Source organism: Marisediminicola senii (genome assembly GCF_011057645.1).
In the GTDB taxonomy this organism is placed as follows: Bacteria; Actinomycetota; Actinomycetes; order Actinomycetales; family Microbacteriaceae; genus Marisediminicola; species Marisediminicola senii.
Genome location: NZ_JAALGE010000008.1, coordinates 25,877 through 42,519, shown reverse-complemented (window position 1 = coordinate 42,519; position 16,643 = coordinate 25,877). Strand labels below are relative to the sequence as shown.

Sequence of the window (16,643 nt, the reverse complement as noted above, 5' to 3'; positions counted from 1 at the left end):
AGGGCCCCGCGGGGTTGAATGTGACTATGCAGCGCCTCCTGCACGACATGCGACGCTCCCTCGCGTCGCCGTCGCGCACGCCGCGCATGGCCACCGTGCTCGGCCGCCTGCTCGGACTCGCCTTCGTGGTCTGCTTCGCCACCGGCCTGTACAGCCACTTTCTGCAGGACCCGCTGCCGTGGATGCACTTCGCCACCCGCCCGACCTGGCTCTACCAGGTGAGCCAGGGCATCCACATCACCGCGGGGATCGTGTGCTTTCCGCTCATCCTCGGCAAGCTCTACGTGGTCTTTCCCGAGCTGTTCCAGTCGCCGCCGGTGCGCTCGTTCCCGCACTTTCTCGAACGCGCGTCGATCGCCCTGTTCGTCGCGGCATCGCTCGTGCAGATCACCATCGGGCTGCTCAACACCTTCCAGCTCTACGCGCTGTTCCCGTTCCCGTTCCGGCAGACGCACTGGGCGCTGTCGTTCGTCGTGATCGGGTCGCTCGCGATCCACATCGGCGTCAAGCTGCCCGTCATCGCCAAGCACTGGCGCAAGAAGCCAGAGCGCGTCGCGCGACAGCTGACGTTCTCGACCGGGGGCGCCCCGAAAGCTCCGGCCACGGCCACGCGCGGTGTCACCGGCCGGGTGTTCGCGTGGATCGACCAGACGCCGGGGCAGCACCCGAGCCCCGCCGATGCGCGCACCAGTCGCCGGGGTTTCCTGGCGACGATCGCCGTGGCATCCGCCGCCCTCGTCGCCCTCACCGCCGGCCAGTCCTTTCGGGTACTGGACTTCGCCAACGCCTTCGGGCCTCGCAAGATGGGTACCGGCCCGAGCGGGGTACCGATCAACCGCACCGCCGAGGCGGCAGACGTGCTCACCACCGCGAACGCCGCGAACTGGACGCTGACCGTGACGAACGGCGACCGGTCGATGCTATTCAGCCGCGACGACCTGCTCGCGATGCAGCAGTACACCGTGCGGTTGCCGATCGCGTGCGTCGAGGGCTGGAGCCAGTGGGCGACCTGGCGTGGACCCCGCATGCGCGACCTCGCCGACCTGGTCGGCGCCGGGCCCGACGTGTACTTTCGCGCGACCAGCCTCGAGCAGGACAGCATCTACGCCGTCATGGAGATGGGCCCGGAATTCGTGCGCGACGAGCTCACCCTCGTTGCCTTGGAGCTCAACGGCGACGTGCTGGATATCGACCACGGCTACCCGGCGCGCATGATCGCGCCGGCCAGGCCAGGGGTGCTGCAGACCAAGTGGCTGAGTTCGCTGGAGGTGATCTGATGTCGGGCATTTCTCGTGCCGGGCAACGCCCGCCGATGTCTGCCGCGGCCATGCGGGCGTGGCGCATCGGATTCATCGTGCTCGGCGTCGCGGGCCTCGTGCTCGGCGGCGTCGTGCTGCTCGACCAGGTCAACCCGTCGCGGTACCTCGGCATCCTCGCCTGGTTCATCGGCGCACTGGTCATCCACGACGGCATCATCGCGTTCGGGGTACTCGGCGTCTCGCTCGTGCTGCGCAGGGCCGGCAGGCGCGTGCCGGTCGCGGTGCTCGCCATCCTGCAGGGCGCCATCGTGGTCGGGGCGATCGTCGCGCTGGTGGTGTTCCCGCAGATCTACAAGCAGGGTGTCGGAACGCTCAACCCGACCGTGCTGCCGCTGGACTACGCGGGCAACCTCGTCGTGTTCTACGTCGTGCTGGCTGCGCTCACCGCCGCGGTGATCGCGGGGTACCTCGCGGTGCGGGCGCGCAGGGCGCGGACAGGCAGCGCGAGGTCGTAGCGCGTCCTACGCCGCGGGCGCGAGGCGCACGAAGCTGCGACCGGCGACGAGCCAGCTCTGCCGCGAGACGAGCCCCAGGGCCGCTGCACGCTCCAGCAGGCGCTCGAGGCCGATCTCGGCCCACGGGAACGACGCGCTCGCCGTGCCGTCGGTTCCGACCAGCATGCCGCGGTAGGTGCGATCGTGCTCGGGGTCGGCGTGCAGTTCGACCACGATCTCGCCGGTGGGCGACAGCAGTTCCGTGCAGCGTTGCAGCATGGCGGAGACGTCGCCGCCGATGCCGATGTTGCCGTCGACGAGCAGGGCGGTCTGCCATTGCCCCTCGGACGGCATCGGGTCGAAGATCGATCCCTGGATGACGGCGAGTCCGGCGTCGATCGCGATGGAGACCGCGGTCGGCGACACGTCGATGCCGAGCGCCTCGATGCCGAGGGAGCGGGCGGCGCGCACCATGCGGCCGGGGCCGCAGCCGATGTCGAGCACCGGCCCGGTCACGCTGCGCAGCAGGGTGAGGTCGGCGGCGTCGGCGTCGGCGTTCCACTTGGCGACGTCCATGGTCGACGAGGCGCTGACGGTGCCCTCGAGGTCGTCGTGCAGGTGCAGCACTGCCGACTCGTTGCGGCGCAGCGCGGTGGCGTACGGCTCAGAGCCGCCCGCGCCGAAGGTGGCGTCGGATTCGGCCATGTCGTTGGCCATGTCGTTGGTGTTCGCAGCGATGCTCATCGGGGCACCTCCACGGCGCTGGTGCTGTCGGACGCGAGAAAGCGCGTGAGGGTGTTCGCGAAGCGAGTGTGGGGTGCGTCGGCCGCGACCTCGCGGGCGTCGTCGATCGTGTCGACGTCGGTCAGGGGCTGCAGCATCCACACCCTGAGTCCTGCATCGCGCAATCGCTGGAGCTGGATCTCGCCGGTGTCGTCGCGTGACATGGGTACGCCGCGCAGCAGGTCACCGGTGGGTTCGCGCAGCGCGAGGCACCAGAAGCCGCCGTCGGTGGCGGGGCCGAAGAACGCGTCGACGTCGGCTGGCCAGTCGGTGAACATGGGGGCGAGCAGGTCGGCGGTGAGCTGCGGGGTGTCCATGCCGATGAGCGCGGTCGGGCCGTCGCACGCGTCGAACATCGCGCCGAGGCGCTCGTCGAGGTCGCCGCTCACTTGAGTCATCACGTCGTAGTGTTCGGAGCCGGGGGGCACGCGGTTTCCGTCGAAGAGCAGAACGCGGCGGTCGGCGGGTACCCCGGCGGCGGCATCGAGGGTGTCGGCGATGGCCGCGGCTGCGAGTTCTGCGGCTTGCTCGAGGGTCAGCGGAGGGTGCAGGCGGGTCTTCACCCTGCCCGGGATGGTCTCCTTGGCGATGAGTACCAGGGTCGTCACGAGGTCGGTACCCCGGCGCGGCGCTGCTCGCGCAGCAGGCGCGACATGTCGCGCACCGCGGTGATGGTGCCCTTGACGGTTCCGGTCACCTTGGAGCGCCCGACGCGCGGCGCGTAGGGGGTGTCGACCTCGCGGATGCGCCAGCCCTCCGCGTTGCCGCGCAGCACCATCTCGAGCGGGTAGCCGCTGCGGCGGTCCGTGAGGGCGAGGGCGACGAGGGCGGGCCGGTTCGCGGCGCGCATCGGTCCGAGGTCGTGCAGGGGGAGGCCGGTCGCATTGCGCATGAGCAGGGCGAGGACGAGGTTGGCGATGCGCGCGTGGATGGGCCAGGCGGCGCGGGTGGTGGGGCGGCGGCGTCCGAGTACGAGCTCGACCTGGCCGGAGCGGATGGGGTCGACGACGAGGGGCAGGTCGGCGGGATCCATCGAGGCATCCGCGTCGCAGAAGGCGACGTAGGGCGCGGTCGCCGCCATCAGCCCGGTGTGCGCGGCGGCGCCGAACCCGCGGCGGGCTTCGGTGACGACCGTTGCGCCGTGTTCGCGGGCGACCTCGGCGGAGCGGTCAGTCGACCCGTTGTCGACCACGATGGCGCGGTAGCCGGCGGGCAGGCGACCGAGCAGCCACGGCAGCGCCTGCTCCTCGTTGAGGCAGGGGAACACCACGTCAACGGTGATGTCTGGGCGTTCCCCCGGGTTCGTCATCCCCCGACTGTACGAGGTGGATGCTGTGCACCGCTGCGGGTGGTGCTGCGGCGTGCCGTGCGGTATGACCCGCGGCTGGGTTACAAACCGGGCTAGGCGTCCGCCGCCCAGGAACCCGACCACGGTGTGGAGTACTGGCCGGTCGCGCCGACTCGGGCGGTGAAGAGCTTGCCGGAGTCGGGGTACTCGGCGAGCTCCTCGGGGGAGAGGTTGTCGCGTCCCGTGGTGATGAGCAGCGTGTCGAGGTTCGGGCCGATGAACGCGACGCTCGTGGTGTTCGGCGCGGGGACGGTGACGGTATCGAGAAGCGCGCCGTCGGTGCCGAAGTGCCGGATCTCGCCCTCGCCGAACACCGCGACCCACAGGGTGCCGTCGGCGTCGCAACACAGTCCGTCGGGCGATCCGGAGTCCAGCGTCAGGTGCACGCGGCGCTCACCGACGTCACCGGTCGCCTTGTCGTAGCTGCGCGAGTAGATCGTCTTCGACGTGGTGTCGGTGCTGTAGAAGACGGCGCCGTCAGGCGACCAGGCGAGACCGTTCGACAGGGTGAGGTCGTCGTCGATCGTGGTCAGCGAGCCGTCGTCCTCGACGCGGTACAGCGACTCCTGCTTTTCGCGCTCGTCGAGGGCCAAGGTTCCGATGAGGAAGCGCCCGGCGGGGTCGACGGATCCGTCATTGGCGCGGCTGTCGACCCCGGAGGTGACGAAGCGCGGCCCAGGCGTGCGGTCGCCGTTCGGCTGCACGACGAGTAGTTGCTCCTGCGCGGCGACGAGCAGGCGGCCGTCGGCGGCGGGCACGACGGCACCGACCCTGGTGTCGAACTCGTGGCGCGCGGTCACCAGCACGAGGTCGCCGGCGAGCGACCCCTCGAGCACGGCCCGGCCCTCGATGTCGACCCAGAGCACGCGGTTTCGCGGTGCGTCCCAGAGCGGACCCTCCGACAGCCGGAAGGACTCTGCGGTGGCCGGTCGTGCCTGGTAGTTCGTCATCGTGGTCTCCTGGTGCTGGCTGAGGTGGGCTGGCCGGGCGGGCTGGCAGGTGCCCCACCTATCCTGAGGCCGTGACTTCGCTCGCCGCCACTCGCCCCGCCGCCGACCAGGGCATCGCCCCCACCAGGCTCGCCGGCTGGGCCGCCGTCGCCGGGACCGTCTCGGCCCTGCTCACCCTCGCGGTCGCCGAGGTCGTGTCGCTGCTGTTCGGCGGTATCGGCAACCCGATCCTCGCCGTGGGGTCGCTCGTCATCGACCTGGTGCCCGCGGGCATCAAGGACCTCGTCATCGCGCTGTTCGACACCGCGGACAAGCTCGTGCTGTTCCTGTCGCTCGGTGCGGTGGTCGTCGTGCTTGCCGTTGCGGCCGGCATCCTGCAGCTGCGGCGGCCGCCGTGGGGGATCGCGGTGCTGGGGTCGATTGCCGCGCTCGCGGTGTTCGCGGCGGTGACGCGCGCCGACGCATCCATTCTCCACGCCCTTCCGACGGTCGCCGGGGCGCTCGCCGGCGCGACGATGCTGCGGCTGCTGGTCGCGCGGCTCGTGGTGTGGGACCGCGTGGTCGCGCGGCGGGCGCACGTGGTGTCGCAGCTCGCGGAGCGCGGGCAGCTGGCGCGCGGTGCGGGCGGTGCGGGCAGTGCAGGCGGCGCGGGTGAGGCGGCAGGGTCGGCGCGGGACCTGCACGACGGGGCGACGGCCGACATGCCGCTGCCGGTGCTGCAGGCGCAGACCCCTGGCGTTCGCTACGCGCGCCGCAGCTTTCTGCGCATGGTCGTCGTGGTCGGCGTCGGCAGCGCGCTGGTCGGGGCCGGTGCGCGCGTGATGAGTGCCGCGGCCACCGCCGTGAGCGACCTGCGAGACATGATCCGGCTGCCCGGGGCTGCCGATCCCGCTCCCGCGATTCCCGACGGCGGCGCGCTCGACATCGCCGAGCTCACGCCCTACGTCACGCCGAACGACCAGTTCTACCGCATCGATACAGCGCTCCAGGTGCCGTCGCTCGATCCGGCTGGATGGCGGCTGCGGGTGACCGGAATGGTCGACCGCGAGGTCGAGATCGGCTTTGACGAACTGCTCGCGATGCCCCTCGTCGAGCGTTACGTGACGCTCGCGTGCGTGTCGAACACCGTCGGGGGCGACCTGATCGGCAACGCGCTGTGGCTCGGGTATCCGATCCGCGAGGTGCTCGCGATGGCCGGCCCGTCCGCCGATGCCGACATGGTGCTGTCGACGAGCTCGGACGGCTTCACGGCGTCGACCCCGCTCGAGGTGCTGCAGGACGACGCGACCGACGCGCTGCTCGCGGTCGGCATGAACGGCGAACCGCTGCCGCTGCAGCACGGGTTTCCGGTGCGCATGGTCGTGCCTGGGCTCTACGGCTACGTGTCGGCGACGAAGTGGGTCGTGGAGCTGAAGGTCACGACGTTCGCCGACGACATCGCGTACTGGACGCCGCGCGGCTGGTCGGACCGCGGCCCGATCAAGCTGTCGTCGCGCATCGACACCCCACGCTCCGGGGTCGACGCGGGCGACGTGGTCGTCGCCGGGGTCGCCTGGGCGCAGCACATCGGCGTCTCGCGCGTCGAGGTGCGCATCGACGACGGCGCGTGGCGCGAGGCCGACCTCGCCCGCGAGGTCACCGTCGACAGCTGGCTGCAGTGGTCGTACCCGTGGGACGCGACCCCCGGCGACCACCGCATCACCGTTCGGGCGACGGATGCCGCGGGGCTCGTGCAGACCGAGGTCGAAGCGTCGCCCGCGCCCAACGGCAGCAGCGGACTGCACTCCGTGACCGTCTCGGTCTCGTAGCGCGGCCGGTCGGGCAGCGCGGCTTTCATCATTCAGGAACCGGCCGGCTGAAACTTTCAGTATTCAGGAACCGGCGGCCGGTAACTCTCCATATTCAGGAACAGGGGCGCCGAATGGTGCGGAAGTGCAGCGTCCAGGCGCGAAAGGCGCCTGGACCGCGGCATCCACCCCCGACCCCTGGCCAACCACTCCTGAATAATGAAAGCTGCCCGCGCCACGGGGTCCCGCGCCACGCGGTCTCGTAGCGCGGCTGCCCGGCCGCACCCACACCTACTTCGGGGTGACCGCCGCGCGCAGGGGCGCCGTCGCGAACTCGCGCATGCCGCTCTCGAAGGTCTCGCGCGGGGTCCAGCCCAGCTCCGATTGCAGGCGAGCGGATGACGCGGTGATGTGTCGCACGTCGCCCAGCCGGTACTCACCCGTCACGACCGGAGCCGGCCCACCCGCGTGGATGCTCAACTGCTCGGCCATCTCGCCGATCGTGTGCACGGTTCCGCTTCCGACGTTGAACGGGCGGAACGAGGCATCCATCGCCCCTGACCCGGCAGCCCCCGGCCCGCCCGCGCCAGGCCCGGCCGTGAAGTCGATCGCCGCGAGGTTCGCCGAGGCGATGTCGCGCACGTGCACGAAGTCGCGGCGTTGCGCGCCGTCCTCGAACACTCGCGGCGCCTCGCCGCGCTGCAACGCCGACCGGAACAGCGACGCGACACCGGCGTACGGCGTGTTCTGCGGCATCCCCGGCCCGTAGACGTTGTGGTACCGCAGTGCCGCTGCGCGCCCGCCGGTGCTGCGGGCCCACGACGTGGCGAGGTACTCCTGCGTGAGCTTGGTGATCGCGTAGACATTGCGGGGGTCGAGCGGGGCATCCTCGGCGATGAGCTGTGGCACCAGCGCCCCGCCGTCGGCGTCGAGCGGGTCGAACCGGCCGGCGTCGAGGTCCTCGACCCGGCGGGGCGCGGGGCGGGTGAGTCCGGCGGCGCCGCGGTAGCTGCCCTCGCCGTAGACGACCATCGAGCTCGCGACAACGAGCCGCATCACGCCCGCCTCGGCCATCGCGGCCAGCAGCACCGCGGTGCCGAGGTCGTTCGACGACACGTAGTCGGGAGCGTCGGCGAAGTCCACGCCGAGGCCGACCTTCGCCGCCTGGTGGCACACCACGTCGACGCCGTCGAGGGCGGAGCGCACCACGTCGGCGTCGCGAACGTCACCGCGGATGAAGTCGACGCGCGGATCGATGTCGGGCTGCCCGCCGTGCACGTCGTCGCGCAGCGAGTCGAGCACGCGCACGTCGTCGCCGCGGTCGAGTGCCGCGGTCACGATGGCCGATCCGATGAACCCGGCTCCACCGGTGATGAGCAGGGTCATGACGCCGTCTCCACAGCGACGGTCTCGCGCGCCAGCACGGCCGCGATCTCGGCAGGCGCGATGAGCTCTCGGGGCGAGTAGTCCTCCGGGATCGAATGGATGATGGCCTCGATGGCCCGGATGATGCGCGGCTGCGCTTCCGCGAGACGCGCGAACACGAGTTCGGCAGAGACGTCGTCGTCAGACGAGGCGTCCCCTCCGGCCCGCGCGGCCGGCGCCAGCCCCGCGTCCGCGTCGGTCACGAACGACAGGTTTACCGTGCCCATGCCGAGTTCGGCCGCGAGCGGCACCTCCGGATACAGCGTCATGTTCACGGTGTGGGCGCCAGCCGCGCGGAACCACAGCGACTCGGCGCGGGTCGAGAACCGCGGGCCCTGGATCACGACGACGGTGCCGGAGTCGCGTGCCTCGTCGCCGATCGAGGCGAGCGCATCGACGGCGACGGCGTGCAGCGTCGGGCAGAACGGGTCGGCCGCGGCGAGGTGCTGCACCGACCCGCGGTCGTAGAAGGTGTCGGCGCGCCCGTGGGTGCGGTCGATGAACTGGTCGGTGAGCACGAGGGTGCCCGGCGGGTACTCCGGGCTGACCCCGCCGACCGCGGCGCTGGAGACGATCGCGGTGACGCCGAGCGACGCGAGCGCCCAGATGTTCGCCCGGTAGTTGATGAGGTGCGGGGCGACCGAGTGATCCGTTCCGTGCCGGGTGAGAAAGGCGGTGCGACGCCCCCCGAGGTCGCCGATGGTCACCTGCGCCGGTCCGTAGGGGGTCGCGATGGTGCGGGTCTCGGAGTCGGCCGGGTCGAACAGGCTGTAGAGCCCCGACCCGCCGATCACGGCGACGGTGGCTGTGGAGAGTGGCACTGTGGAGACTGGCGCAGTGGAGACTGGCACTGTGGAGAGTGGCACTGTGGAGACTGGCGCTGTGACGTCATTCATGCGCCCAGTCAATCACTCGGCACCCGGGCACCACCGCCGGTACCCACCCCGCAGGCAAACGGGTGATGATGGACCAATGCGTTCCGTGGCCGAGCACCAGCGAGTCATCCGCGACCTGCTGGCGCCCCTCGCGAACCGCGAACCACTCGCCGTCACCGGCCTCGGGCCCGCCGCGCTCGCCCAGTTCCGCGACTACCACCGGGTGCTCGCCACCGCCGTGGTGTCGCCCATCGACCTGCCGCCGTTCGACAACTCGCAGATGGACGGCTACGCCGTGCGCGCCGCCGACGTCGTGCCGGGTCGCTCGCTCACGGTCGCCGCTCCCGTCGCCGCCGGTTCCGGCCCGCGCACCCACCGGCCGGGCGAAGCGACCCCGATCATGACGGGCGCCCCCATCCCGCGTGGCGCGGACGCCGTCATCCCGATCGAGGCGGCGACGCCCGCGCACTTTCCGCAGGCCTCGCATGCCGGATCGGCGAGACCGGCCACCGTGCGGTTCGACCGGATGCCGCAACCCGGCGCCTACATTCGGCCTAGGGGTTCCGACGTGGCAGAGGGTACCGAGCTCGTGCACGCCGGGCGCACGCTCGGGCCTGCGCAGTGGGGCATCGTGGCGGCATCCGGAGTCACCACCCTCGACTTCGTGCGTCCGGTGCACGTGCTGCTGATCTCGACCGGTGACGAGCTCCGCCCCTCGGGCGAACCCCTGCAGCCCGGCCAGATCTACGACGCCAACGGCATGGCTCTCGCCATCGCGCTCACCGAATGCCACGCCACCCTCGAGTCGGTGCTGGTCACCAACGACGACCTTGACACCGCCCGCGCAATGCTCTCGGAGCACGCCCCGTGGGCCGACCTCGTCGTTACCACGGGCGGTGTCAGCGCGGGCATCTACGAGGTCGCCCGCGACCTGTTCGAAGCATCCGGCGTGGTGTTCGACTCGGTCGCGATGCAGCCGGGCGGCCCGCAGGGGTGCGGGACCGCGTCGCTCTTCGACCCGCTCGGCGTCGCGTTCGAGGTGCCGGTGATCTCGTTTCCCGGCAACCCGGTCAGCGCGCTGGTGTCGTTCGAGATGTTCCTGCGCCCGGTGCTGCGCGAACTGCACGGCCTGCCGCCCCGCCGCCGCACCTGGCGCGCGCCGCTCGCGGCCGATCTCGATTCGCCGGAGGGCAAGCACCAGGTCAGGCGGGGGCGAATGGATGCCACGGGCGCGGTCGAACTCGTCGGCGGCCCGAGTTCGCACCTGCTGCACGGCTACGCCTCATCCACCCTCCTGGTCCACGTGCCGGTCGGGGTCTCGCACCTCGCTGCCGGGGACACCGTCGACGTCTGGAGCATCGATGACTGACCAGCTTCCGCAAGCCGACACCGACACCGCCGCTGGCCTCACCCACCTGCGCGACGACGGCTCGGCGCACATGGTCGACGTCAGCGCCAAGGCCGTCACTAGCCGCCGCGCCGTGGCGCAGGCCGTGCTCGTTACCCGCGACGACGTCGTGCGGGCGGTGCTCACCGGCGACCTGCCCAAGGGCGAGGCGGTCGGCACCGCGCGCATCGCCGGCATCCTCGCCGCCAAGCAGACCTCGTCGCTCATCCCGCTCTGCCACCCGCTGCCGCTGACCAAGATCACGGTCGACATCACGGGCGAGGGCGACCGCGTCACCGTGATCGCGACTGTCAAGACGGCGGGCGTCACCGGGGTCGAGATGGAGGCCCTCACCGCGGCGTCGGTCGCCGCCCTCACGCTCTACGATATGATCAAGGCCGTCGACAAGCTCGCGTCGATCACCGACATCCGCGTGCTGGAGAAGCAGGGCGGCAAGTCCGGCGACTGGGTGCGCGAATGAGCGAGACCAGCGCGGTAGGGCTCGACACCGCGGCGCCCGGCACCGCAGCCGACAGCGCGGGCAGGCGCACCCGCCGGGCCGTCGTGATCGTGGCATCCACTCGCGCCGCCGCCGGAATCTACGCGGACGAGACCGGTCCGGTCATCGTCGAGTGGGCGAGGGCGAGGGGATTCGAAGTGGATGCCGCTTCCGTCGTCGCCGATGGCCCCGACGTTGCCGCGGCGCTCGAGCGCGCCCTCGCGGTCGACCCCGACCTCATCGTCACCACGGGGGGCACGGGCATCGCGCCCACCGACACCACGCCCGAGGCGACCGCGCCGGTGCTGCAGCAGCTGCTGCCGGGGTTCCAGGAGGAGCTGCGCCGCCGCGGATCCGCCGTCACCCCCTTCGCCCTGATGAGCCGCGGCCTGGCGGGGGTCGCGGGCAACGCGTTCGTCGTCAACCTCCCCGGATCCACCGGCGGGGTGCGCGACGGCCTGGCGCTGCTCGACGAGGTCGTCGACCATGTGATCGACCAACTAGCGGGAGGACGCCACGATGAGTGATGTACCCAGGATCGAGAATGCCGACACCGCGGGCGGACGCGTCGCGCCCCTCGGAAGAGTGGTGTTTGCGCGCATCAGCGACGACCCCATCACGGTGGAGGAGTGCGCGGATGCCGTCGCCGACGACACCGCAGGCGCCGTCGTGACCTTCGCCGGAGTGGTGCGCAACCACGACGTCGGCAAGGCCGTGCACGAGCTCACCTACAGCGCGCACCCGTCGGCCGGCGAAGTCATCACGTCGGTCGCGCACTTCGTGGCCGATGAGTATCCGGTGACCATCGCGGTCGCGCACCGGGTCGGCACCCTCGGCATCGGCGACGTCGCGCTGGCGTGCGCAGTGTCATCCGCCCACCGCGCCGAGGCCTTCGCGGCATGCTCGCGCCTGGTCGACGCCGTCAAGGAGTCGGTGCCGATCTGGAAGCAGCAGGAGTTCGACGACGGCACCTCCGAATGGGTCGCGTCCCTCGGCTGAGCTCGCCGTCACGCTGGGCCCGGCGTCGATGACCCCGCAGCCCCATCACCCCGCAGTGACCCCAGCGTGACGCCAGCTGGTTGATAGAAACTTCACAGGCGACTATCAGCCGCAGGGGGGCGCGCGAAGGAATCCCGACCACTCAACATGTGTTGAACACTGCAACGGTGCGCGCACCAGCGCACCGGTCACATTCTGCGAGGGGCACTCCTATGGGCACAGTCTGGGAAGAAATCGAAGACGACAACGGAACCATCACGCGCTACCGCAAGCACCCCAATGGCCGCGGGCTCGTCGCCAGCGGCGCGACGGTAGATCCGTCCGCATTCATCGACTCGACCGCCTGGGTCGAGGCGGGCGCACAGGTCGGCCGGGCGGCACGCCTCGGGGCCGGCGTCTGGATCGAGTCCGATGCCGCCGTCGGCGCGGGCGTCGTGATCGGCGTCAACGTTCGGGTCGGGCAGGGCGCGGTCGTCGCCCCCGGAGCCACCATCGGCAGCCACTCCCGCATCGGCAGCCACGCACGCGTCGGCGCCGGGGCATCCGTCGACCGCGACTCGCGCATCCCCGCGGGCGCCGTCATCTCCTCTCGCCAGCGCGCCGACAGCATCATCGCCGACCGCCGCGCGGCGTAGCGACCGGCACAGACGGGGGAGGCGGCTCTCGGCCCCTCCCCACCCGCCTATCCTCTACTAGTGGCACATCTACTCGGGGCTGAGTCCCTGCACCTCGAATATCCCACCCGCGTCATCTTCGACAAGGTGACCATCGGCATCGATGAGGGCGACCGCATCGGCATCGTCGGGCGCAACGGCGACGGCAAGTCGACGCTGCTGAGCCTGCTCTCCGGGCGTATCGAACCCGACGGCGGCCGCGTCACCCGCCGCCGCGGCATCACCCTCGGCATGCTCGACCAGTCCGACGTGCTCAGCGACGACCTGCTCGTCGCCGAGGCCATCGTCGGCCACCTCGAGGAGCACGTCTGGGCGGGCGATGCGAAAATCCGCGACGTCATCGACGGCCTGCTCTCGGACCTGCCCTGGACCGCCCGCCTCGGCGAGCTCTCCGGTGGCCAGCGCCGCCGCGTCGCTCTCGCCAAGCTGCTCGTCGGCGACTGGGACGTCGTCTTTCTCGACGAGCCCACCAACCACCTCGACGTCGAGGGCATCGCCTGGCTCGCCGGGCACCTCAAGAAGCGATGGTCGGCCAACCAGGGCGGGCTGCTGATCGTGACCCACGACCGGTGGTTCCTCGACGAGGTCTGCACCGCCACCTGGGAGGTGCACGACCGCATCATCGAGCCGTTCGAGGGCGGATACGCGGCCTATATCCTGCAGCGCGTCGAGCGCGACGCAATGGCCGCGACAATGGAGTCGAAGCGCCAGAACCTCGCCCGTAAGGAGCTCGCCTGGCTGCGCCGCGGCGCCCCGGCACGAACGACCAAGCCCAAGTTCCGAATGGATGCCGCCTACGAGCTCATCGCGAACGAGCCGCCGCCGCGCGACTCGGTGACCCTCAGCCAGCTCGCCACCTCGCGGTTGGGCAAGGACGTCGTCGACCTGCTCGACGTGGGTGTCACGTACCCGCCCACCGACCCCGCCGCCCCCGCATCGACCGGGCGCACCGTGCTGCACGACATCGAGTGGCGCATCGCCCCGGGCGAGCGCACCGGAATCCTCGGTGTCAACGGCGCGGGCAAGAGCACCCTGCTGTCGCTCATCGCCGGCACCCTGCAGCCCACCGTCGGCCGGGTCAAGCGCGGCAAGACGGTCAAGGTCAAGATCCTCAGCCAGCAGCTCGACGAACTCGCCGACATCCTCGACGACCGCGTCATGGACGTCATCGCGAACCAGAAGAGCTCCTACGTCACCGGAGGAAAGGAGCTCACACCAGGGCAGCTGCTCGAGCGCATGGGCTTCATGAGCGAGCAGCTCTCCACCCGGGTCAAGGACCTCAGCGGTGGCCAGCGCCGACGCCTGCAGCTGCTGCTCATCCTGCTGGGCGAGCCCAACGTGCTCATCCTCGACGAGCCGACCAACGACCTCGATACCGACATCCTCGCCGCGATCGAGGACCTGCTCGACTCCTGGCCGGGCACGCTCATCGTCGTGAGCCACGACCGGTACCTGCTCGAGCGCGTCACCGACAACCAGTACGCGATCCTCGGCGGCCGCATGCGGCACCTGCCCGGCGGCGTCGAGGAGTATCTCAAGCTGCGCACCGTCGAACGCGGCGGCGGGGCGAAGGCCACGGCCAAGGGCGGCAGCGTGGATGCCTCGTCCGACGCGTCGGGCAAGGCCACCGGCAAGCCGTCCCTCGGCGGTGCCGAGCTGCGCAACGCGCAGAAGGAATTCGCGGCAGCCGGGCGCAAGCTCGCCAAGTACCAGACCCAGCTCACCGACCTGCACAACAGGTTCGCGGCGCACGACCAGAGCGACTACGCGGGCCTCGCCACGTTGCAGGCCGAGCTCACCGCGCTGCAGACGGCGCAGGGAGACCTCGAGCTGCGCTGGCTCGAGCTCACGGAGCTGCTCGAGGGCTGAGGCATTCACCGCTCCCCGCAAGGGGACGGCGTGCCCCGCAAGCGGCGAACCGCGTCAGTCGAAGTCGAGGCTGAGCTTGCGCAGCAGCCCGGCGAGGCGTTCCTGGTCGAGCACCGACAGCCCGCCGAGCACCTCGGTCTCGGCCGCGAGCAACTCGCTGATCGCGGTGTCGACGCGGGTGCGCCCCTCGGCGGTGAGCACGACGAGGATGCCGCGGCCGTCGTTCGGGTCGGTGCGGCGTTCCACCAGCGCGCGCTGCACGAGCCGGTCGATGCGGTTCGTCATCGTGCCGCTGCTCACCAGGGTCTGCTGCAGCAGCGCCTTGGGTGTCAGCTGGTACGGCTCGCCCGCCCGGCGCAGTGCCGACAGCACGTCGAATTCCGATGCCTCGAGGCCGGATGCCGCGAACGCGGTGCGACGCGCCCGATCGAGGTGCTTCGACAGTCGGCCCACGCGGCTGAGCACCTGCAGTGGCGCGAAGTCGAGGTCGGGACGCTCGCGGGTCCACGCGTCGACGATTCGGTCCACTTCGTCGCTGCTCGGCATCAGGCCATTATCCCGTGCCAGGCACGGGGCCGATTCGCGGTGCCACCGCCGCGCGAGCGATCCGGCAGGCCGTGCGAGCGATCCGGCAGTGAGGTGCGGTGCTACCGCCGCACGATCGATCTGGCAGACTTGAGCCGCGTCCGACGGCGTGATCCGCCTTAGTGTAACGGCAGCACGACAGCCTTTGGAGCTGTTCGGTCTAGGTTCGAATCCTGGAGGCGGAGCCCAGAACGCGGCGTCGGCCGCGGCCCACGACCAGAAGGAATCCGCCATGACCGATGCCGACCTCGCCGTGATCATCCTCTCCGCCGGGCAGGGCACCCGCATGCGATCCGCCCGCGCCAAAGTGCTGCACTCCATCGCCGGGGTGCCCCTCGTCGGCCACGTCGTCGCGACCGCCGACGAGCTCGACGCTGCCCACGTGATCGCCGTCGTGCGCCACGAACGCGACGCCGTCGCCGCCGCGATCGTCGACTACCTGCCCTCCGCGGTCATCGTCGACCAGGACGACTTGCCGGGCACCGGCCGCGCCGTCGAGGTCGCCCTGGAGGCGCTGCCCGACACGTTCACCGGCGACGTCGTGGTGCTCAGCGCCGACGTTCCGCTGCTCGACGCCGGCACCATCGCCGCGATGGTCGCATCGCACCGCGCCGCGGGCAACGCCCTCACCCTGCTCAGCGCGCACTTCGATGACCCCACGGGCGGCGGCCGCATCCTGCGTGACGACGCCGGCCGGTTCCACTCCATCGTCGAGCAGAAGGACGCCTCGCCCGAACAGCTCGAGGTGCGCGAGGTCAACGGCGGCGTCTACGTGTTCGGGGTGCCGCTGCTGCGCACCGTGCTCGCCGGCATCGGCGCCGACAACGCCCAGAAGGAGAAATACCTGACGGATGCCGCGGCCGGCATGAAGGCGGCGGGCGGCGCCATCGCGGCCATGCCCGTCTCCGACCCCTGGCTCATCGCGGGCGTCAACGACCGCGCCCAGCTCACCGCGGCGGCGACCGAGCTGAACGCCCGCATCATCCGCCGCTGGCAGCTCGCGGGCGTCACCGTGCACGACCCGGCCACCACCTGGATCGACCTCAAGGTCACCCTCGCCGAAGACGTCGAGGTGCTGCCTGGCACCCAGCTCAAGGGCGCCACCACGATCGAGCGCGGCGCGATCGTCGGGCCGGACACCACGCTCGTGGACTGCGAGGTGGGGGAGTACGCGGTCGTCAAGCGCACCGACGCGACCCTCGCGGTGATCGGAGCCGCGGCATCCGTCGGCCCCTTCTCCTACCTTCGGCCCGGAACCGTGCTCGGCGCCGACGGCAAGATCGGCACCTTCGTCGAGACCAAGAACTCGGTGATCGGCGAGGGCAGCAAGGTTCCGCACCTCAGCTACCTCGGCGACACCACCGTCGGCGTCGGGTCGAATGTCGGGGCTGGCACGATCACCGCGAACTACGACGGCGTGAACAAGCACCGCACCGAGGTGGGGTCGCACGTGCGCACCGGGTCGCACAACGTGTTCGTCGCGCCGGTTAGAATCGGAGACGGCGCCTACACCGGCGCTGGCACGGTCGTTCGCAAGGACGTTCCGGCCGGAGCGCTGTCGATCACGGCGGCTCCGCAACGCAACATCACTGACTGGGTCCAGACGAACCGTGCCGGTACTGCTGCCGCTACCGCGGCCGCGGCCGCGCACGAGCAGAAGCCGGACCCGGAGTCCTAGGTCGGCTCGCCGGCATCACCTGAACGGCAGA

General features: G+C 70.9%; 17 protein-coding genes and 1 tRNA gene. 11 read left to right on the top strand and 7 right to left on the bottom strand.

Annotation, left to right across the window (positions count from 1 at the left end):
* Positions 1–26 precede the first annotated feature (26 nt).
* Both G5S38_RS05195 and G5S38_RS05190 read left to right on the top strand, forming a co-directional pair.
* Entirely contained in the window at positions 27–1,277 is a 1,251-nt protein-coding gene (locus G5S38_RS05195; protein WP_165065342.1) for a molybdopterin-dependent oxidoreductase, read from the top strand.
* Entirely contained in the window at positions 1,277–1,774 is a 498-nt protein-coding gene (locus G5S38_RS05190; RefSeq protein ID WP_165065339.1) for a hypothetical protein, read from the top strand. The genes G5S38_RS05195 and G5S38_RS05190 overlap by 1 nt, the downstream gene beginning before the upstream one ends.
* Positions 1,775–1,780: 6 nt before the next feature.
* Here G5S38_RS05190 and G5S38_RS05185 read toward each other — a convergent pair whose 3' ends face one another.
* The 4 genes from G5S38_RS05185 to G5S38_RS05170 form a co-directional block, all read right to left on the bottom strand.
* On the bottom strand, positions 1,781–2,497 hold the full coding sequence (locus tag G5S38_RS05185; protein ID WP_235928912.1) for a methyltransferase domain-containing protein: 717 nt from the start codon (positions 2,495–2,497) through the stop codon (positions 1,781–1,783).
* The gene (locus tag G5S38_RS05180; RefSeq protein WP_165065336.1) at positions 2,494–3,144 is read right to left on the bottom strand and encodes a TIGR04282 family arsenosugar biosynthesis glycosyltransferase; all 651 of its coding nucleotides are present in this window, start codon (positions 3,142–3,144) and stop codon (positions 2,494–2,496) included. The genes G5S38_RS05185 and G5S38_RS05180 overlap by 4 nt, the downstream gene beginning before the upstream one ends.
* On the bottom strand, positions 3,141–3,845 hold the full coding sequence (locus G5S38_RS05175; RefSeq protein WP_165065333.1) for a glycosyltransferase family 2 protein: 705 nt from the start codon (positions 3,843–3,845) through the stop codon (positions 3,141–3,143). The genes G5S38_RS05180 and G5S38_RS05175 overlap by 4 nt, the downstream gene beginning before the upstream one ends.
* Before the next feature lie 92 nt (positions 3,846–3,937).
* Entirely contained in the window at positions 3,938–4,834 is an 897-nt protein-coding gene (locus G5S38_RS05170) for an SMP-30/gluconolactonase/LRE family protein (RefSeq protein ID WP_165065330.1), read from the bottom strand.
* A 71-nt stretch (positions 4,835–4,905) separates the two neighbouring features.
* On the opposite strand from G5S38_RS05170, the gene G5S38_RS05165 reads away from it, so the two are divergent.
* The gene (locus G5S38_RS05165) at positions 4,906–6,642 is read left to right on the top strand and encodes a molybdopterin-dependent oxidoreductase (protein WP_235928911.1); all 1,737 of its coding nucleotides are present in this window, start codon (positions 4,906–4,908) and stop codon (positions 6,640–6,642) included.
* Between the two features lie 270 nt (positions 6,643–6,912).
* On the opposite strand, the gene G5S38_RS05160 is transcribed toward G5S38_RS05165, so the two are convergent.
* Together G5S38_RS05160 and G5S38_RS05155 are read right to left on the bottom strand one after the other, a co-directional pair.
* A complete protein-coding gene (locus tag G5S38_RS05160; protein WP_165065327.1) occupies positions 6,913–8,007 on the bottom strand; it encodes an NAD-dependent epimerase/dehydratase family protein in 1,095 nt (364 codons plus the stop codon).
* Complete coding sequence (locus tag G5S38_RS05155) at positions 8,004–8,867, bottom strand: MTAP family purine nucleoside phosphorylase (RefSeq protein ID WP_235928910.1); 864 nt, start codon at positions 8,865–8,867, stop codon at positions 8,004–8,006. The genes G5S38_RS05160 and G5S38_RS05155 overlap by 4 nt, the downstream gene beginning before the upstream one ends.
* A gap of 151 nt (positions 8,868–9,018) precedes the next feature.
* Between G5S38_RS05155 and G5S38_RS05150 the strand changes: the two genes are divergently transcribed.
* The 6 genes from G5S38_RS05150 to G5S38_RS05125 all read left to right on the top strand — a co-directional run bounded on the left by G5S38_RS05150 (position 9,019) and on the right by G5S38_RS05125 (position 14,349).
* Complete coding sequence (locus G5S38_RS05150; RefSeq protein WP_165065321.1) at positions 9,019–10,290, top strand: molybdopterin molybdotransferase MoeA; 1,272 nt, start codon at positions 9,019–9,021, stop codon at positions 10,288–10,290.
* The gene (gene moaC / locus G5S38_RS05145) at positions 10,283–10,789 is read left to right on the top strand and encodes a cyclic pyranopterin monophosphate synthase MoaC (protein WP_165065318.1); all 507 of its coding nucleotides are present in this window, start codon (positions 10,283–10,285) and stop codon (positions 10,787–10,789) included. Before G5S38_RS05150 ends, moaC begins: the two co-directional genes overlap by 8 nt.
* Positions 10,786–11,334, top strand: coding sequence for a MogA/MoaB family molybdenum cofactor biosynthesis protein (locus G5S38_RS05140; protein ID WP_165065315.1), 549 nt, complete (start codon positions 10,786–10,788; stop codon positions 11,332–11,334). Before moaC ends, G5S38_RS05140 begins: the two co-directional genes overlap by 4 nt.
* Complete coding sequence (locus G5S38_RS05135; protein ID WP_201276587.1) at positions 11,327–11,806, top strand: molybdenum cofactor biosynthesis protein MoaE; 480 nt, start codon at positions 11,327–11,329, stop codon at positions 11,804–11,806. Before G5S38_RS05140 ends, G5S38_RS05135 begins: the two co-directional genes overlap by 8 nt.
* Positions 11,807–12,018: 212 nt before the next feature.
* Complete coding sequence (locus G5S38_RS05130) at positions 12,019–12,441, top strand: DapH/DapD/GlmU-related protein (protein WP_165065312.1); 423 nt, start codon at positions 12,019–12,021, stop codon at positions 12,439–12,441.
* Positions 12,442–12,501: 60 nt separating this feature from the next.
* A complete protein-coding gene (locus G5S38_RS05125; protein WP_165065309.1) occupies positions 12,502–14,349 on the top strand; it encodes an ABC-F family ATP-binding cassette domain-containing protein in 1,848 nt (615 codons plus the stop codon).
* Between the two features lie 54 nt (positions 14,350–14,403).
* Here G5S38_RS05125 and G5S38_RS05120 read toward each other — a convergent pair whose 3' ends face one another.
* Entirely contained in the window at positions 14,404–14,895 is a 492-nt protein-coding gene (locus G5S38_RS05120; protein WP_165065304.1) for a MarR family winged helix-turn-helix transcriptional regulator, read from the bottom strand.
* Positions 14,896–15,047: 152 nt separating this feature from the next.
* Between G5S38_RS05120 and G5S38_RS05115 the strand changes: the two genes are divergently transcribed.
* Positions 15,048–15,119: transfer RNA gene (locus G5S38_RS05115), tRNA-Gln, on the top strand.
* Between the two features lie 47 nt (positions 15,120–15,166).
* Entirely contained in the window at positions 15,167–16,612 is a 1,446-nt protein-coding gene (glmU, locus tag G5S38_RS05110) for a bifunctional UDP-N-acetylglucosamine diphosphorylase/glucosamine-1-phosphate N-acetyltransferase GlmU (protein WP_165065301.1), read from the top strand.
* Positions 16,613–16,643 lie beyond the last annotated feature (31 nt).